The sequence below is a fragment of the Cellulomonas cellasea genome (assembly GCF_006538745.1).
In the GTDB taxonomy this organism is placed as follows: domain Bacteria; phylum Actinomycetota; class Actinomycetes; order Actinomycetales; family Cellulomonadaceae; genus Cellulomonas_A; species Cellulomonas_A cellasea.
This window is the reverse complement of sequence record NZ_BJLR01000019.1, coordinates 172,073-187,195: the sequence shown is the minus strand read 5'-3', so window position 1 is coordinate 187,195 and position 15,123 is coordinate 172,073. Positions and strand designations below refer to the sequence as shown.

The 15,123-nt window shown below is 74.8% G+C and carries 15 protein-coding genes; 13 read left to right on the top strand and 2 right to left on the bottom strand.

Annotation, left to right across the window (positions count from 1 at the left end; all coding sequences use genetic code 11):
• Window positions 1-49: 49 nt before the first annotated feature.
• The 4 genes from dprA to CCE01nite_RS22625 all read left to right on the top strand — a co-directional run bounded on the left by dprA (window position 50) and on the right by CCE01nite_RS22625 (window position 3,598).
• Window positions 50-1,258: a DNA-processing protein DprA gene (gene dprA / locus CCE01nite_RS11510; protein ID WP_052103971.1), complete on the top strand. Its 1,209-nt coding sequence runs from the start codon at window positions 50-52 to the stop codon at window positions 1,256-1,258.
• A 445-nt stretch (window positions 1,259-1,703) separates the two neighbouring features.
• Entirely contained in the window at window positions 1,704-2,636 is a 933-nt protein-coding gene (locus CCE01nite_RS11505) for a tyrosine recombinase XerC (RefSeq protein WP_034628479.1), read from the top strand.
• Window positions 2,637-2,653: 17 nt separating this feature from the next.
• The gene (locus CCE01nite_RS11500) at window positions 2,654-3,478 is read left to right on the top strand and encodes a FliA/WhiG family RNA polymerase sigma factor (protein ID WP_246056475.1); all 825 of its coding nucleotides are present in this window, start codon (window positions 2,654-2,656) and stop codon (window positions 3,476-3,478) included.
• A 3-nt stretch (window positions 3,479-3,481) separates the two neighbouring features.
• Window positions 3,482-3,598, top strand: a complete 117-nt coding sequence (locus CCE01nite_RS22625) for a sigma factor-like helix-turn-helix DNA-binding protein (RefSeq protein WP_281282386.1) — start codon at window positions 3,482-3,484, stop codon at window positions 3,596-3,598.
• Window positions 3,599-3,616: 18 nt separating this feature from the next.
• Here CCE01nite_RS22625 and CCE01nite_RS11495 read toward each other — a convergent pair whose 3' ends face one another.
• The gene (locus tag CCE01nite_RS11495; protein ID WP_246056473.1) at window positions 3,617-4,126 is read right to left on the bottom strand and encodes a M23 family metallopeptidase; all 510 of its coding nucleotides are present in this window, start codon (window positions 4,124-4,126) and stop codon (window positions 3,617-3,619) included.
• A 755-nt stretch (window positions 4,127-4,881) separates the two neighbouring features.
• Between CCE01nite_RS11495 and rpsB the strand changes: the two genes are divergently transcribed.
• From rpsB to dxr, 8 genes are all read left to right on the top strand, one after another.
• Window positions 4,882-5,898 carry a 30S ribosomal protein S2 gene (gene rpsB, locus CCE01nite_RS11490; RefSeq protein ID WP_034628476.1) on the top strand — a complete coding sequence of 339 codons (1,017 nt, stop codon included), beginning with the start codon at window positions 4,882-4,884 and terminating at the stop codon, window positions 5,896-5,898.
• A 43-nt stretch (window positions 5,899-5,941) separates the two neighbouring features.
• A complete protein-coding gene (tsf, locus tag CCE01nite_RS11485) occupies window positions 5,942-6,781 on the top strand; it encodes a translation elongation factor Ts (protein ID WP_034628474.1) in 840 nt (279 codons plus the stop codon).
• Window positions 6,782-6,878: 97 nt separating this feature from the next.
• On the top strand, window positions 6,879-7,622 hold the full coding sequence (pyrH, locus tag CCE01nite_RS11480) for a UMP kinase (RefSeq protein WP_052103967.1): 744 nt from the start codon (window positions 6,879-6,881) through the stop codon (window positions 7,620-7,622).
• A gap of 64 nt (window positions 7,623-7,686) precedes the next feature.
• The gene (gene frr, locus CCE01nite_RS11475) at window positions 7,687-8,244 is read left to right on the top strand and encodes a ribosome recycling factor (RefSeq protein WP_034628471.1); all 558 of its coding nucleotides are present in this window, start codon (window positions 7,687-7,689) and stop codon (window positions 8,242-8,244) included.
• Complete coding sequence (locus tag CCE01nite_RS11470; RefSeq protein ID WP_034628467.1) at window positions 8,244-9,113, top strand: phosphatidate cytidylyltransferase; 870 nt, start codon at window positions 8,244-8,246, stop codon at window positions 9,111-9,113. The genes frr and CCE01nite_RS11470 overlap by 1 nt, the downstream gene beginning before the upstream one ends.
• A gap of 37 nt (window positions 9,114-9,150) precedes the next feature.
• The gene (gene rlmN / locus CCE01nite_RS11465; protein ID WP_034628518.1) at window positions 9,151-10,278 is read left to right on the top strand and encodes a dual-specificity RNA methyltransferase RlmN; all 1,128 of its coding nucleotides are present in this window, start codon (window positions 9,151-9,153) and stop codon (window positions 10,276-10,278) included.
• The gene (locus tag CCE01nite_RS11460; protein WP_034628462.1) at window positions 10,275-10,829 is read left to right on the top strand and encodes a DivIVA domain-containing protein; all 555 of its coding nucleotides are present in this window, start codon (window positions 10,275-10,277) and stop codon (window positions 10,827-10,829) included. The genes rlmN and CCE01nite_RS11460 overlap by 4 nt, the downstream gene beginning before the upstream one ends.
• A gap of 110 nt (window positions 10,830-10,939) precedes the next feature.
• On the top strand, window positions 10,940-12,130 hold the full coding sequence (gene dxr / locus CCE01nite_RS11455; RefSeq protein WP_034628458.1) for a 1-deoxy-D-xylulose-5-phosphate reductoisomerase: 1,191 nt from the start codon (window positions 10,940-10,942) through the stop codon (window positions 12,128-12,130).
• Window positions 12,131-12,140: 10 nt separating this feature from the next.
• On the opposite strand, the gene CCE01nite_RS11450 is transcribed toward dxr, so the two are convergent.
• Window positions 12,141-13,538, bottom strand: coding sequence for an NAD(P)/FAD-dependent oxidoreductase (locus CCE01nite_RS11450; protein WP_141372379.1), 1,398 nt, complete (start codon window positions 13,536-13,538; stop codon window positions 12,141-12,143).
• 263 nt (window positions 13,539-13,801) lie between these two features.
• Here CCE01nite_RS11450 and CCE01nite_RS11445 point away from each other — a divergent pair, with 263 nt between their 5' ends.
• Window positions 13,802-15,115: a M50 family metallopeptidase gene (locus CCE01nite_RS11445; RefSeq protein ID WP_141372378.1), complete on the top strand. Its 1,314-nt coding sequence runs from the start codon at window positions 13,802-13,804 to the stop codon at window positions 15,113-15,115.
• Window positions 15,116-15,123 lie beyond the last annotated feature (8 nt).

Here is a 15,123-nt window from a genome sequence, read left to right as displayed (position 1 = left end):
GGACGAGACGCCGGCGCGGGCCGGCGACCGGGGGAACGAGGCCGACGAGGTGCCCGCGGCTGCTGGGGACCGGGGGAGCGAGGTGGACGAGACGCTCGCGCGGGCCGCGTGGAGCCGTCTGGTCGAACCGGGGGACACCGTCGCGGGCGCGCTGGTGCACACCCTGGGCGCGCGCGAGGCGCTCGACTGGGTCCGCTGGGCCGCGGCACCCGGGCGCGCGGAGGCCGCCGTCGAGACGCTCGTGGCCCGCGAGGACGAGTCCCTGGCACCGCTCCGGAGACGCCTGCGCTCGGCGCTCGCCCGCTGGGAACCCCGGCTCGCGGGCCTCGAGCCCGGCCGCGAGATCGACCACGTGCACCGGCTCGGCGGGCGCTTCCTGCGCCCGGGGGCTCCCGGCTGGCCGCTCGGGCTCGACGACCTCGGTGCGGCGGCGCCGCTGGGCCTCTGGCAGCGCGGGGTACCGGACCTGGGGAGTCTGCTGACGCGCTCGGTCGCGCTCGTCGGTGCACGCGCCTCGACCGCGTACGGGGAGCGGGTCGCGGTCGAGCTCGCGGAGGGACTCGCGGCCCGCGGGGTGTGCGTCGTGTCCGGGGGGGCCTACGGCATCGACGCGGCGGCGCACCGCGGAGCCCTCGCGGGCGGGGGCGTCACCGTCGCCCTCCTCGCCGGTGGCGTCGACCGGGCCTACCCGGCCGGCAACGCGGAGCTGCTCGAGCGGCTCCTCGACGGGGGCGGCGCCGTCCTGAGCGAGGTGCCCCCGGGCGGCGTGCCGAGCCGCAGCCGGTTCCTCATGCGCAACCGGCTGATCGCCGCGGTGAGCCGGGCGACGGTCGTCGTCGAGGCCGCGTGGCGCTCGGGCGCCCTGAGCACCGCGCACCACGCCGCGTCCCTGCTGCGCCCGCTCGGCGCCGTCCCCGGGCCGGTGACGTCGGTCGCGTCGGCCGGCTGCCACCGCCTGCTGCGCGAGGGTGCGGCGGTCTGCGTGACCGACGCGGCGGAGGTGCTCGAGCTCGTGGGACCGCTCGGCGCCCCGCCCGACGAGCGGCCCGAGGAGGCCCGCCCGCACGACGGGCTCGACTGGGTCGCGGACCGCCTGCTCGACGCGCTGTCGCTGCGGTCGGCGGCGACCGTCGACACCCTCGCCCGACGCGCGGGACTCTCCCCGGCCGACGTCCGCGGCGCCCTCGGGACCCTCGAGCTCGCGGGTCTCGCCGAGCTGCGGGCGACGGGGTGGCGCCGGACGAATCCGGTGACCTGACGGCGCACGCGCGCCGCGGCGCTGCGTGGCGCGGCGCCCGTCCACGGGGGCGTGCCGGGAGACCGGTCCGCAGGCCGTGTCGGGGACGGGGCCAGGGGTGAGTCGAGGACTGGTTCACCGGGCGTGCCGAGGACTGGTCCCGGGGGGTTGGGACCGGCGTGCGGACCGGCGCGCGGACCGGCATGCGCACTCCGCGGCGCGGCCCGACGGGGTCGTCCGCGGTGCTCGCCCGGCAGGGTGGCGTGACCCGTCCGAGTGGGCCGTCCGAGCGCGCGATCCCCTCCGTCACGTCCGCACGGCGAGACCACCGACATCGACCCGACGGGTCGAACTGGACAGGTGCCCATGTTCAAATCCGGACAAGTGCGACGGTTGAGCCGCGCAGAGGGTGAACTGTGTGCGGGTCCGCTTGTGGGCCACCCGTGTGACCCGTCACGGTAGGGACATGCAGACGGCGACGGGGGTCACGGCGGCGGCTCCGGCCGTCCGTCTCACGGCCGACTTCGCGCTGCACCTGCGCGCTCAGCGCGGGCTCTCGGACCACACCGTCCGGGCCTACGTCGGCGACGTCGAGCACCTCCTGGCCTACGCCGCGCGCCACGGCCGCGCCGACCTCGTCGACATCGACCTGGCCGTGCTGCGAGGCTGGCTCGCCGCGATGTCCGCGGCCCAGCGCAGCCGGGCGACGCTCGCCCGCCGCGGTGCCGCCGTCCGCACGTTCTTCGACTGGGCGGTCCGCACCGGCCGGGTCGCGACCGACCCCGCGCTGCGGCTCGCCAGTGCGCGCCCGACCGCGGCGCTCCCGACGGTCCTCGCGGTCGAGGACGCGGCGCGCCTGCTCGAGGTCGCCCGCACCCGAGCCGACGACGCCGACCCGGTGCACCTGCGCGACTGGGCCGCACTCGAGCTGCTCTACGCGACCGGCGCGCGCGTCGGCGAGCTGTGTCGCGCGGACGTCACCGACGTCGACGTCGCCGAGCGCACGCTCCACGTCGTCGGCAAGGGCGACAAGGAGCGCGTCGTCCCCTTCGGGCTCCCGGCCGCGGAGGCCGTCGAGGCGTGGCTCACGACCGGCCGTCCCGTCCTCGCGCAGGGCGGCACCGAGCCGGCGCTGCTCCTCGGCCGCCGAGGCGGTCGCGTCGACCAGCGCCAGCTGCGCGCCGTCTCCCACGACCTCGCCGCGCTCGCGGGCGTCGACGACATCGCCCCGCACGCCCTGCGCCACAGCGCCGCGACCCACCTGCTCCAGGGCGGGTCCGACCTGCGCAGCGTCCAGGAGGTGCTGGGGCACGCGAGCCTCGCGACGACCCAGCGGTACACCCACGTCACGGCGGAGCGCCTGCGCTCGTCGTTCGAGCAGGCTCACCCACGAGCATGACGGATTCGGAGAGCACGATGACGGCACACGCCGAGACGGTCGCGTCCCTCGCTGAGCGCGCCCGCAGCGTGACGGCCCCGGACGGTGTGGTGCCGCAGCCGCACGCCGCCGCGGTCGTCCCCGCGCAGCGTCGCCTGAGCTCGGTGCCCGCGCCGGCGATCCCGGCCGCCGTCCCCGGCGACGTGGACCTCCTCGAGGTCGACCCGATCGAGGCGGCGTGGCGCGAGTTCAAGGCGACGGGCGACCGTCTGCTGCGCGAGCGGCTGATCCTGCACTACGCCCCGCTCGTCACCTCGGTCGCGTCGCGCGTCGGCATGCGCCTGCCCAGTACGGTCGAGCAGGCGGACCTGGTCTCGTACGGCATGTTCGGGCTCATCGACGCGATCGAGAAGTACGCGCTCGACCGGGCCGTGAAGTTCGAGACGTACGCGAGCGCGCGCATCCGCGGCGCCATCATCGACGAGCTCCGCGCGATGGACTGGATCCCGCGCTCGGTCCGCACGAAGGCCCGAGCGGTCGACCGTGCGTACGCCGAGCTCGAGGGCGAGCTGCACCGCACGCCCAGCGAGCAGGAGGTCGCCGGGCGGCTCGAGATGGGCGTCGGCGAGCTGCGCGGGGTCTTCACCCAGCTCTCGACGGTCAACGTGGTCGCGCTCGACGAGCTGCTCGGCGCGGGCTCGGAGCGCTCGGACAAGGTGAGCCTCGTCGACACCCTCGGCGACCACCGCGCGCAGGACCCTGCGGGCTCGTTCGAGGCGCAGGAGACCAAGTTCCTGCTGGCCCGCGCGATCGAGCAGCTCGGCGAGCGCGAGAAGATCGTGCTGGTCCTCTACTACTACTAGGGCATGACCCTCGCGGAGATCGGCCGCGTGCTCGGCGTCACCGAGTCGCGGATCTCGCAGATGCACACCGCGGCGATGCTGCGGCTGCGCACCAAGCTGACCGAGTCCGACCGCGCCTGACGCCCGGCGCCGCCGCCGTCACGGGGCGTCCGGCAGCAGGACCACGGGCCCCCGTCCGGCCAGGAGCGTGAGCGGGTCGACGTACGCGTCGCCGGGTGTCCGCACGCCCCAGTGCAGGCACGTGGCGGGGGCGCAGTGCGTCTCCCCGCCACCCACCTGACCGACCACCGCGCCCTGCTCGACCGCGTCGCCGGCGGCGACCCCGGGCACGACCGGCTCGACGCTCGACCGACGGCCGTCCGGGTGCCGCAGCGTCAGGACGACGCGCCCGGCGACCGGGCCGGCGAACGTCACGACGCCCGGCGCCGGCGCGAGCACGGGGTCCCCGGGCGCGGCCCGGAGGTCGACGCCGCGGTGCCCGCTGAGCCAGCGCTCCTCGGGCGCGTCGAACGCGCGGACGACCTCGACGGGCTCCTCGAGCGGGAACGTGTACCCGCGGTCCGTCGCCGGCGACGCGCCGAGGCGCTCACCGGGCGCCGCGCCCGGCCCTGCGACGACGTCCGCGGCGACGACGGTGGCGAGCGGCACGGCGAGCACGGCTCCGAGGACGACCGCGCGCAGCCTGCGAATCCGGGAGGCCCGGCGCGGCGGGACCGGCACGCTCCCCGGTGCAGCCAGTGGTCCGGCACGCGACGTCCGGTGGCCGCTGCGTGTGCGGTGCGCCCGCGAAGGGTTCGGAGCCAGGGGGTCGCTCCGGTGCGCGCCGAGCGCGGTTCCGTCGGCGTCGGGGTGCGCGGTCGGGGTCTCGTCCATGCCTCCACGCTGGTCGGGGGGAGCGCGCCGCGCGACGGGCCTCCGGTCGACCGTGCGGGTCGCGGAGCCGAGGCGGGGCTGGGGGTGGCCGAGGTCGGGTTCCTCGGCGTCGACGGGAGGGTCGACGTGGGGACGGGCGCCGCACGTCGGACAGCACCGGACGGCGACAGGCAAGGCGGACGGGGCCGACGGGGCGGAGTGCCGGCTCGGACCGAGGCGGCCCGGCGCCCGCGCCACGTGGCCGAGACCTCCGCGACCGTCCGCTAGACTGACGCTCGCGACCGGTACGTGCCGGTCGACATCGCGCGTCATCATCTCCGCCCCGCAGGCACGCACCCGGTCCGGGTGCGACCACGCACGGGCACGAGGGTCGGCGCTGGCACCGGTCCGGGCTCGCAGCCCGGCGCCAGCAGCGACGTGGCGCCAGGGGCACCGACCGACCGGTCGAGGCCGACAACCGAGATGCGGGTCCCCGGCGTGGGACCCGCCCAGACGCGCGTGCCCACGGGTGCGCGCCGGAAGGACGTGCCATGGCCGTCGTGACCATGCGCCAGCTGCTCGAGAGCGGTGTCCACTTCGGGCACCAGACCCGCCGCTGGAACCCCAAGATGAAGCGCTTCATCTTCACCGAGCGCAACGGCATCTACATCGTCGACCTGCAGCAGTCGCTGACGTACATCGACAGCGCCTACAACTTCGTCAAGGAGACCGTCGCGCACGGCGGGACGATCCTCTTCGTCGGCACGAAGAAGCAGGCGCAGGAGCCCGTCGCCGAGCAGGCCGCGCGCGTGGGCATGCCCTACGTCAACCAGCGCTGGCTCGGTGGCATGCTCACCAACTTCCAGACCGTCAACAAGCGGCTCCAGCGCCTCAAGGAGCTCGAGCTCGTCGACTTCGACGACGTCGCGGGCAGCGCCTTCACGAAGAAGGAGCTCCTCATCATGCGTCGCGAGCGCGACAAGCTCGCCAAGACGCTCGGCGGCATCCGCGACATGACGAAGGTGCCCTCGGCGATCTGGATCGTCGACACGAACAAGGAGCACCTCGCGGTCGACGAGGCGCGCAAGCTCGGCATCCCGATCGTCGCGATCCTCGACACGAACTGCGACCCCGACGTCGTCGACTACAAGATCCCGGGCAACGACGACGCGATCCGCGCCGTCTCGCTGCTGACCCGCGTGATCGCGGACGCCGCGGCCGAGGGCCTCATGCAGCGTCACTCAGGCCGCAGCGGCGGCACGGACGCGGCTGCTGCCGACGCCGAGCCGCTCGCCGAGTGGGAGCGCGAGCTCCTCGCCGGTGCCGAGGCCGACCTCGCGGGCGGGGCGACCACCCCGACCGAGGCCGCGCAGGCCGAGACCACCGAGGCCGCCGCCGAGCCGGTCGTCGCCGCCACGGACGCCGCCGCGCAGGACGCCGCGACCGTCGGGGACGACTCCACGCCGGCCGGCGAGGCCGCCGAGGCCCCGGGCCAGGACGCCGCCCCCGCGATCGACGTCCCGGACGTCGCCACGCCCGCCACCGAGGGTGACGCCGCGTCCAAGTGACGCGCACCCATCCCCATCTGACGACAAGGACGGACACAGACTGATGGCGAACTACAGCCTCGCTGACATCAAGGCGCTCCGCGAGAAGACCGGCGCGGGGATGCTCGACGTCAAGAAGGCGCTCGAGGAGGCGGAGGGCGACGCCGACAAGGCGCTCGAGATCATCCGCGTCAAGGGCCTCAAGGGTGTCGGCAAGCGCGAGGGCCGCTCGGCCTCCGACGGTCTCGTCGCGGCGAACGTCGCGGCCGACGGCCAGGGCCAGACGGGCGTGCTCGTCGAGGTCAACTCGGAGACCGACTTCGTCGCGAAGAACACCACGTTCATCGGGCTCGCCGACAAGGTCCTCGCGGCCGCCGTCGCGTCGGGTGCGGCGGACGCCGAGGCGCTCCTGGCCTCGGACGTCGACGGCTCCTCGCTGCAGTCGGTTGTCGACGAGACGGCCGCGACGCTCGGCGAGAAGGTCGTCGTGCGCCGCGTGGCGCGCGTCGCCGGTGAGCACGTCGAGGTCTACCTGCACAAGGTCAACAAGGACCTGCCCCCGCAGGTCGGCGTCCTCGTGGCGACGGACGCGGCCGGTGCCGCGGTCGCGCGCGACATCGCGACGCACATCGCGGCGTACTCCCCGACGTTCCTCACGCGTGACGAGGTCGCCGAGGAGACGGTCGCCTCGGAGCGTCACATCGCCGAGGAGACCGCGCGCAACGAGGGCAAGCCCGAGGCCGCGCTCCCGAAGATCATCGAGGGACGCCTGAACGGTTACTTCAAGGAGAACGTCCTGCTCGAGCAGGCGTTCGCCAAGGACCCGAAGAAGACGGTCGGCCAGGTCCTCACCGAGGCCGGCGGCACCGTCACGGCGTTCGTGCGGTTCCGCGTCGGCGCCTGAGCACCGACGCGACACCGGTGGCCCCGGCCCGACCACGGGCCGGGGCCACCGGCACGAGCACCCCAGACCGAGCACGTCGAGCACAGCAGGAGGCACCGTGGGCCAGGACGCGATCGCACCGGACCAGGACGGCGTCCTGCCTCGCCGGGTCCTCCTCAAGCTCTCGGGGGAGATGTTCGGCGGCGGCGCCGTCGGCCTCGCCCCCGACGTCGTCCAGCGGGTCGCCGCCGAGATCGCGGTCGCGGTCCGCAGCGGCGTGCAGGTCGCGATCGTCGTCGGCGGCGGCAACTTCTTCCGCGGCGCCGAGCTCGCGCAGCGCGGCATCGACCGCGCCCGGGCCGACTACATGGGCATGCTCGGCACGGTCATGAACTGCCTCGCGCTGCAGGACTTCCTCGAGCAGGCGGGCGTCAGCACGCGCGTGCAGACCGCGATCACGATGGGCCAGGTCGCCGAGCCGTACATCCCGCTGCGCGCGATCCGCCACATGGAGAAGGGCCGCGTCGTGATCTTCGGCGCCGGCGCCGGCATGCCGTTCTTCTCGACGGACACGGTCTCCGTGCAGCGCGCGCTCGAGACGCACTGCCAGGAGGTGCTCATGGGCAAGAACGGCGTGGACGGCGTCTACACCGCGGACCCCCGCACCGACCCCACGGCGGTCAAGCTCGACCACCTGACCTACACCGACGCGCTCGTCAACGACCTGGGCGTCATGGACGCCACGGCGATCAGCCTGTGCCGCGACAACGACGTGCGGATGCGCGTGTTCGGCATGGAGCCCGGCAACGTCACGCGCGCGCTGCAGGGTGAGAAGATCGGCACGCTGGTCACCGTCGACTGACGGGCGTCCGCGCCGCACGACCACCCCCGCACGACCGCACCCCCGAGCACATGAAGGAGCACCGGTGATCGACGAGACCCTCCTCGAGGCCGAGGAAAAGATGGACAAGGCGATCGAGGTCGCCAAGGAGGACTTCGCGACGATCCGCACGGGGCGGGCGAACGCCGCCATGTTCTCGAAGATCTTCGTCGACTACTACGGCAGCCCGACCCCGCTGCAGCAGCTCGCGTCGTTCAACGTGACCGAGGCCCGCACGATCCTCATCACGCCGTTCGACAAGTCGTCGTCGAGCGCCGTGGAAAAGGCGCTGCGGGACTCCGACCTCGGCGTGAACCCGACGAACGACGGCAACGTCATCCGCGTGGTGCTGCCTGCGCTCACGCAGGAGCGCCGCAAGGACTACGTCAAGCTCGCCCGCACCAAGGCCGAGGACGCGCGCATCTCGGTGCGCAACATCCGCCGGCGTGCCAAGGAGGAGCTCGACCGCATCGCGAAGGACGGCGAGGCGGGCGAGGACGAGGTCGGTCGCGCGGAGAAGGAGCTGGAGCAGCTCACGAAGCGGCACGTCGACGTGATCGACACCGTGCTCTCCGCCAAGGAGAACGAGCTGCTCGAGGTCTGATGCCCCAGAACGCCGCCCGCCTCGCCGCCGCCAGCGCACCCCGGACACCCGGGGTCTCGCGCACGGGCCGCGACCTGCCCGTCGCCGTCGTGGTGGGCCTGACGCTCCTCGCGATCGTCGGGGCCTCGCTGTTCGTCCGCAAGGAGGGCTTCCTCGTCCTCACGGTGCTCGCGGTCGGCGCGGGGCTGTGGGAGCTCGCGCAGGCCTTCGCGCGGCGCGGGATCCACCTGCCGCTTCTGCCGCTGCTCGTCGGGGACGTGGGCATCCTCGTCTCGGCGTACATGGCCGGCGCGGAGGCGCTGTTCGTCGCGTTCATGCTGACGGTCGGCGGTGCCGTCGTCTGGCGTGTGCTCGACGGGAGCGGCGCCCCCGCGCTGCGCGACGCGACCGGTGCGGCGTTCGCGGCGGCGTACCTGCCGTTCCTCGCGGGCTTCGTGATGCTCCTGCTCGCGCAGCCCGACGGCGCGTTCCGCGTCCTGCTGTTCATCCTGCTGTGCGTCGCGAGCGACACCGGCGGCTACGTCGTCGGGGTCCTGATCGGCCGGCACCCGCTCGCGCCGTCGGTCAGCCCGAAGAAGACGTGGGAGGGCCTCATCGGCTCGCTCGTCCTGGCGTGCCTCGTCGGCGTCGTCGGGATCGGGGCCATGTTCGACGGCGCCCCGGTCGTCGGGGTGGCGCTCGGCGTCGCGACCGTCGTCACCGCGTCCCTCGGCGACCTGTCCGAGTCGCTGCTCAAGCGCGACCTCGAGCTCAAGGACATGGGCTCGTTGCTCCCGGGCCACGGCGGTCTGCTGGACCGCCTGGACTCGATGCTCCTCACGGCCCCGGTCGTCTACCTGATCCTCACCGTGCTCCAGCCGGTCGTCTGAGCGGCGCACGACCCGAACCCGAGAGGGGGTGCCCGTCATGAGCGGGACACCCGTCACCCTGAACATGTCCGCGCCGACGCGCGGCGCCCGCGGCAAGCCGCCGCGCCACTTCGTCGACCTCACGCCCGAGCAGCGCGTCGAGGCCGTCACGGCGCTCGGCGAGAAGCCGTTCCGGGCCAAGCAGCTCGCGACGCACTACTTCACGCACCTGACGTCCGACCCGGCCGAGATGACCGACCTGCCGAAGGCGAGCCGCGACACGCTCGCCGCGGAGCTGTTCCCGCCGCTGCTCACGGCGGCCCGGACGCTCCAGGCCGACGGCGGCACGACCGTCAAGACGCTGTGGCACCTGTTCGACGGCGCCAAGGTCGAGTCGGTGCTCATGCGGTACCCGAACCGGTCGACGCTGTGCGTGTCGAGCCAGGCCGGCTGCGGCATGGCGTGCCCCTTCTGCGCGACGGGCCAGCTCGGTCTGACCCGCAACCTGTCGACCGCGGAGATCGTCGAGCAGGTCCGCGCGGCCGCGCGCTCGCTCGCGGACGGCGAGATCCCCGGCGGGCCGACGCGGCTGTCGAACCTCGTGTTCATGGGCATGGGCGAGCCGCTCGCGAACTACAAGGCGGTCATGGAGACGGTGCGACGCCTCGTCGCCCCCGCGCCCGACGGCCTCGGCATGTCGGCGCGCAACATCACGGTCTCGACGGTCGGGCTCGTGCCGGCGATCGAGAAGCTCACGAACGAGGGCATCCCGGTGACGCTCGCCGTGTCGATGCACGCCCCCGACGACGAGCTGCGCGACACCCTGGTCCCGGTCAACACCCGCTGGAGCGTCGACCAGACGCTCGACGCCGCGTACCGATACTTCCAGGTCACCGGCCGCCGGGTGTCGATCGAGTACGCGCTCATCCGCGACATGAACGACCACGCGTGGCGCGCCGACATGCTGGGCGAGAAGCTCAACGCGCGCGGCAAGGGCTGGGTGCACTGCAACCCGATCCCGCTCAACCCGACACCGGGGTCGATCTGGACGGCGAGCGATCCCGCGGTCGAGGCCGAGTTCGTGGCACGCTTGCGCGCGCACGGCATCCCGACGACGATCCGTGACACTCGGGGGAGTGACATCGACGGCGCGTGCGGCCAGCTCGCAGCCGATGAGGAAGGGTGAGCGACGTCATGTTCCGGACCGTCTCGGGCCTGCGCACCGGCTACGACCCCGACGAGGTGGACGACTTCTTCGAGCACGCGCGAGCGGTGTACGAGAAGGGTCCGGCCGGCGCGCTGTCGGGTCGGGACGTCCGGACGGTCGCGTTCGACATGGTCCGTCGCGGGTACGTGACGTCCGCGGTCGACGCGGCGCTCGACCGGCTCGAGGCGGCCTTCGTGGCGCGGTCGCGGGCCGACTTCGTCGCCGAGCACGGCCAGCAGGCGTGGATGGACCGGCTCGCGGAGCAGGCGCGCACGCTGTACGGGCGGCTCACCCGCCCCGACGGCGAGCGCTTCGCACCCCCGCACGGGCGCCAGCCCGGCTACGAGCCGGCGGACGTCGACGACATCTGCCACCGCCTCATCGCGTACTTCGACAAGGGTCAGCCGCTCACCGCGCAGGAGCTGCGCTCCGCGACGTTCCGTCGCCGCAACGGGCGGGCGGGCTACGCCGAGGCGCCGGTCGACGCGTTCCTCGACCGCGCCGTCGAGGTCATCCTCGGCGCGGAGTGAACTGACGCCCGGCGCGGCACCCGGCACGTCGCCGGTGGACGCCCCCGCTCGCGGTGCCCCGGCGCACCGACCTGCACGGAGCGCGCCGGCGGACCAGGGATGATGGCCACGTGAGCCAGCGCACCGTCCTCCTGCTCGGGTCGACCGGGTCCATCGGGACCCAGGCCGTCGACGTCGTCCGCCGCAACCCCGACCGGTTCCGGGTCACGGGCCTGAGCGCCGGGGGAGCGGACCCGGTCGCGCTCGCACGCCAGGCGGTCGAGCTCGGCGTCGACGCGGTCGCGGTCGCGGACCCGGCCGCCGCTGGCCCCCTGTTTGCGGAGCTGACCCGCGCGAGCGCCGACGCGGGCCTGCGTCAGCTCGGCGTCGAGGTGCTCACCGGCCCCGACGCGGCGACGCGGCTCGCCGAGCGGGGGGCCGACGTCGTGCTCAACGGCATCACCGGGTCCGTCGGGCTCGGGCCGACGCTCGCTGCCCTCACGGCCGGCAGCACCCTGGCGCTCGCGAACAAGGAGTCCCTCGTCGTGGGCGGGCGGCTCGTGCGCGCGGCGCAGCAGCGCCCGGACCAGATCGTGCCCGTCGACTCCGAGCACTCGGCGATCGCCCAGGCGCTGCGCTCGGGCACCCCGCGGGAGGTGCGCCGGCTCGTGCTCACCGCGTCGGGCGGACCGTTCCGGGGGCGCGACCGCGACGAGATCAAGGCCGTGACGCCCGAGCAGGCGCTGAACCACCCCACGTGGTCGATGGGACCGGTCGTCACGGTGAACTCGGCGACGCTCATGAACAAGGGCCTCGAGCTGATCGAGGCGCACCTGCTGTTCGACGTGCCGGTCGAGGACATCACGGTGGTCGTGCACCCGCAGTCCGTGGTCCACTCGATGGTCGAGTTCGTCGACGGCTCGACGATCGCGCAGGCCTCCCCGCCGGACATGCGGCTGCCGATCGCGCTGGGGCTGTCCTGGCCCGAGCGGGTCGCGGACGCCGCCCCGGCGTGCGACTGGACGCGGGCGACGGCCTGGACGTTCGAGCCGCTCGACGAGCAGGTCTTCGGCGCGGTGGCGCTCGCGCGAGAGGCGGTCGCCGCCTCGGCGACGCACCCCGCGGTGCTCAACGCCGCCAACGAGGAGTGCGTCGCCGCGTTCCTCGCCGGACGGATCGGCTTCCTCGACATCGTCACGACCGTCGAGCGGGTGCTCGCGGAGCACAGCGGCACCGCCCCCGCGGACGTGACCCTCGCCGACGTGCTCGCGGCCGAGACCTGGGCGCGGGCCCGGGCGCACGAGGTGCTCGACCGCCGCTGACCGCGACGTGTCACCACCGGGCTCGGCCCGGCACGCGGCTCTCCCGTCCGGTCCGGGCCTCGAGGGCGTCCGCGACCCGGCCCACGTGCGTCGCGAGCGCGAGCGCCGTCGGGCGCGCGGGCAGCCGCGTCCGCCCGGCGCCGTGCTCGACCCACGGCAGCCGGCTCAGCTCGGTGACGCTCCCGGTCACGAGGTCGGCGAGCGTCCGCCCGGCGACGTTCGCCGCGGCGAGGCCGTCGCGCCCGAAGCCGACGGCCCAGCCGAGGCCGGTGTCCCGGTCGAGCCCCACGCGCGGCATCCCGTCGCGCGTCACGGCCAGCGGTGCGCGCCACGCGTGCGTGACGCGGGTGCCGGCGGCACCGGGCAGCACGTCGACGAGGCGTCGGCGCAGGCGCTCGACGTCGTCGGCGGCGAGCGTCCCCGTCCGGGCACGCGTGCGGCGGGCGGGCAGCGCGACGACGAGCCGGCCGTCGGCGGTGGGACGGACCTCGACCCGGTCGTGGGCGGCGTCCGCGAGCCCCTGCCCGCGCGCGAGCCCGACGTCCCGCCGCGCGGCGCCGGTGAGCGGCTCGGTCGCGAGGAGGTCCACCGCCGCCGCGGCGACCGTGTGGTCCGCAGGTGCGACGGCCGGGGTCCACGCGCCCGGTGCCCGGACCACGACGCGCGTACGGACGGTCCCGTGCTCCGTGACGACGGCGCCGGGCGACACCCGCACGACCCGGGTGCCCTCGACGAGCCGCACGCCGCGGGCGACGAGCACGTCCGCGAGCCCGCGCAGCAACCGCGCCGGGTCGAGCTGGGCGCTGTCGGGCGTCCAGGACCCGCCGAGGACGCCGGGCGTCCCGACGTGCTCCGCGACGGCGTCGGGCGCCAGGAGGTGCTCCTCGTCGCCCCACGCTCCGGCGCCGGACGTCCGGGACCGCATGCGCGCGAGCTGGGGGAGGGTCCGGGCGACGGTGACGGCGCCCGTGTACGTGAAGTTGCAGTCGATCTCCTCGGCCGCGGCGACGCCCCCGACCTCGACGACCGCGTCGCGCATCGCCGCCCGCAGGCTCCGCGCCGCGGCGGGCCCGTGCGTGCGCGCCACGTCCTCGGCGCTCACGGCGAGCCGGGCGGAGCACGAGCCCAGTCCGCGCGCGCTGCCGCCGGTCGCGGCGCGCGCCTGCTCGAGCACCACGACGTCGAGGGCCGGGTCGGCCTCGAGCAGGTAGTACGCGGCCCACAGCCCCGCGGCGCCCGCCCCGACGACCACGACGTCCGCCACGGTGTCGCCGTCGAGCCCGCCGTCGAGCCCGCCGTCGAGCCCGCCGCCGGCCCGGTCGTCGACCAGCCCGGCCGCGTCGTCCCACACGGGTGCGGGCAGCGGCGGCTGCGCCGCCGCCGGCTCTCCGCGGGGCGGGACCGTCATGCCGGGCGTCCGGTGGGCGTGCTCATGGCGCGACCCTAACGAGCGCGTGCGCGACCCGCGCGTCCCGGGACCGACTCCCTGCGCGTCCGCCCCCCAGGACCGCTCGGCGCGACCCCGCCCACCTCGACCGTCCGCGTCGACGCGCGCCCGGCGGCTCGTCCGCGGGTGATCCGCCGACCCGCGGACCCGGATCCCGGCGCGCGCGGGGGATGATGGTGCCCGGGACGGGCGGTCGTCCGGACCGGAACGGGAGCGGAGCTGTCATGGAGTACCTGGTCGGTGTCCTCGTGCTGGTGGTCGGCGTGCTCGTGTCGATCGCGCTGCACGAGGTCGGGCACATGGTCCCGGCGAAGCGCTTCGGCGTGCGGGTCAGCCACTACATGGTCGGCTTCGGGCCCACGCTGTGGTCGCGCGTGCGCGGGGAGACGGAGTACGGGCTCAAGGCGATCCCGCTCGGGGGCTTCGTGCGGCTCGTCGGGATGTACCCCCCGGCCGAGGCGGTCGGCAACCCGCAGCCGCGGGGGTTCTTCGGCCGTGTCGCCGCGGACGCCCGCGAGGTCAGCGCCGCGGAGATCCGCCCGGGTGAGGACGCGCGCGCCTTCTACCGCCTCTCGGCCCCCAAGAAGCTCGTCGTGATGCTCGGCGGGCCGTTCATGAACCTGCTCATCGCGCTGGTCCTGTTCACGGTCCTGCTCTCCGGGATCGGGGTCCCGACGCCCAGCACGACGCTCGAGTCGATCAGCCAGTGCGTCATCCCGGTCAGCGAGGATGCCTCCCGCGCCTGCACCGACGACGACACCCCCGCGCCCGCCGCCGCGGCCGGGCTGCAGCCGGGCGACCGTGTCGTGTCCTTCGACGGCGTCGCGGTCGACGGCTGGACCGAGCTGCAGACGCAGATCCGGGCGTCGGGCGGCGAGGAGGTCGACCTCGTGCTCGAGCGCGACGGCGAGCGTGTGACGACGGAGATCACCTCGATCGTCGCGGAGCGGGCCCTGCTCGACGACGAGGGCGCGGTCGTGCTCGACGACGACGGGGAGCCGCGCACGACGCAGGTCGGCTTCCTCGGCATGACCCCGGCCGACGAGCTCGTGCGTCAGCCGATCACGGCGGCGGTCCCGTTCGTCGCGGACGCGACGTGGCGCACCTTCGGGGTCGTCGCGACCCTCCCCGTGCACGTCGGGAATCTCGTGGAGTCGACCTTCGGCACGCAGCCCCGCGACGAGCAGGGGCTGATCGGCGTCGTCGGGCTCGGCCGGTTCGCCGGCGAGATCGCGGACGACGACAGCCGCTCGCTGCTCGAGCAGGTCCAGTACTTCCTGAGCTTCGTCGCCGGGCTGAACATCGCGCTGTTCGCGTTCAACCTGATCCCGCTCCTGCCGCTCGACGGGGGGCACGTGGTCGGCGCGCTGTGGGAGGGCGCCCGCCGGCAGGTCGCCCGCCTGCGCGGCCTGCCCCGGCCCGGGCCGTTCGACACCGCGCGGCTCGTGCCGCTCGCGTACGGCGTGTTCGTGCTGCTCGCGGGCATGGGCCTGCTGCTCGTCTACGCCGACCTGTTCAAGCCCATCACGCTCGGCTGACGCCCGCC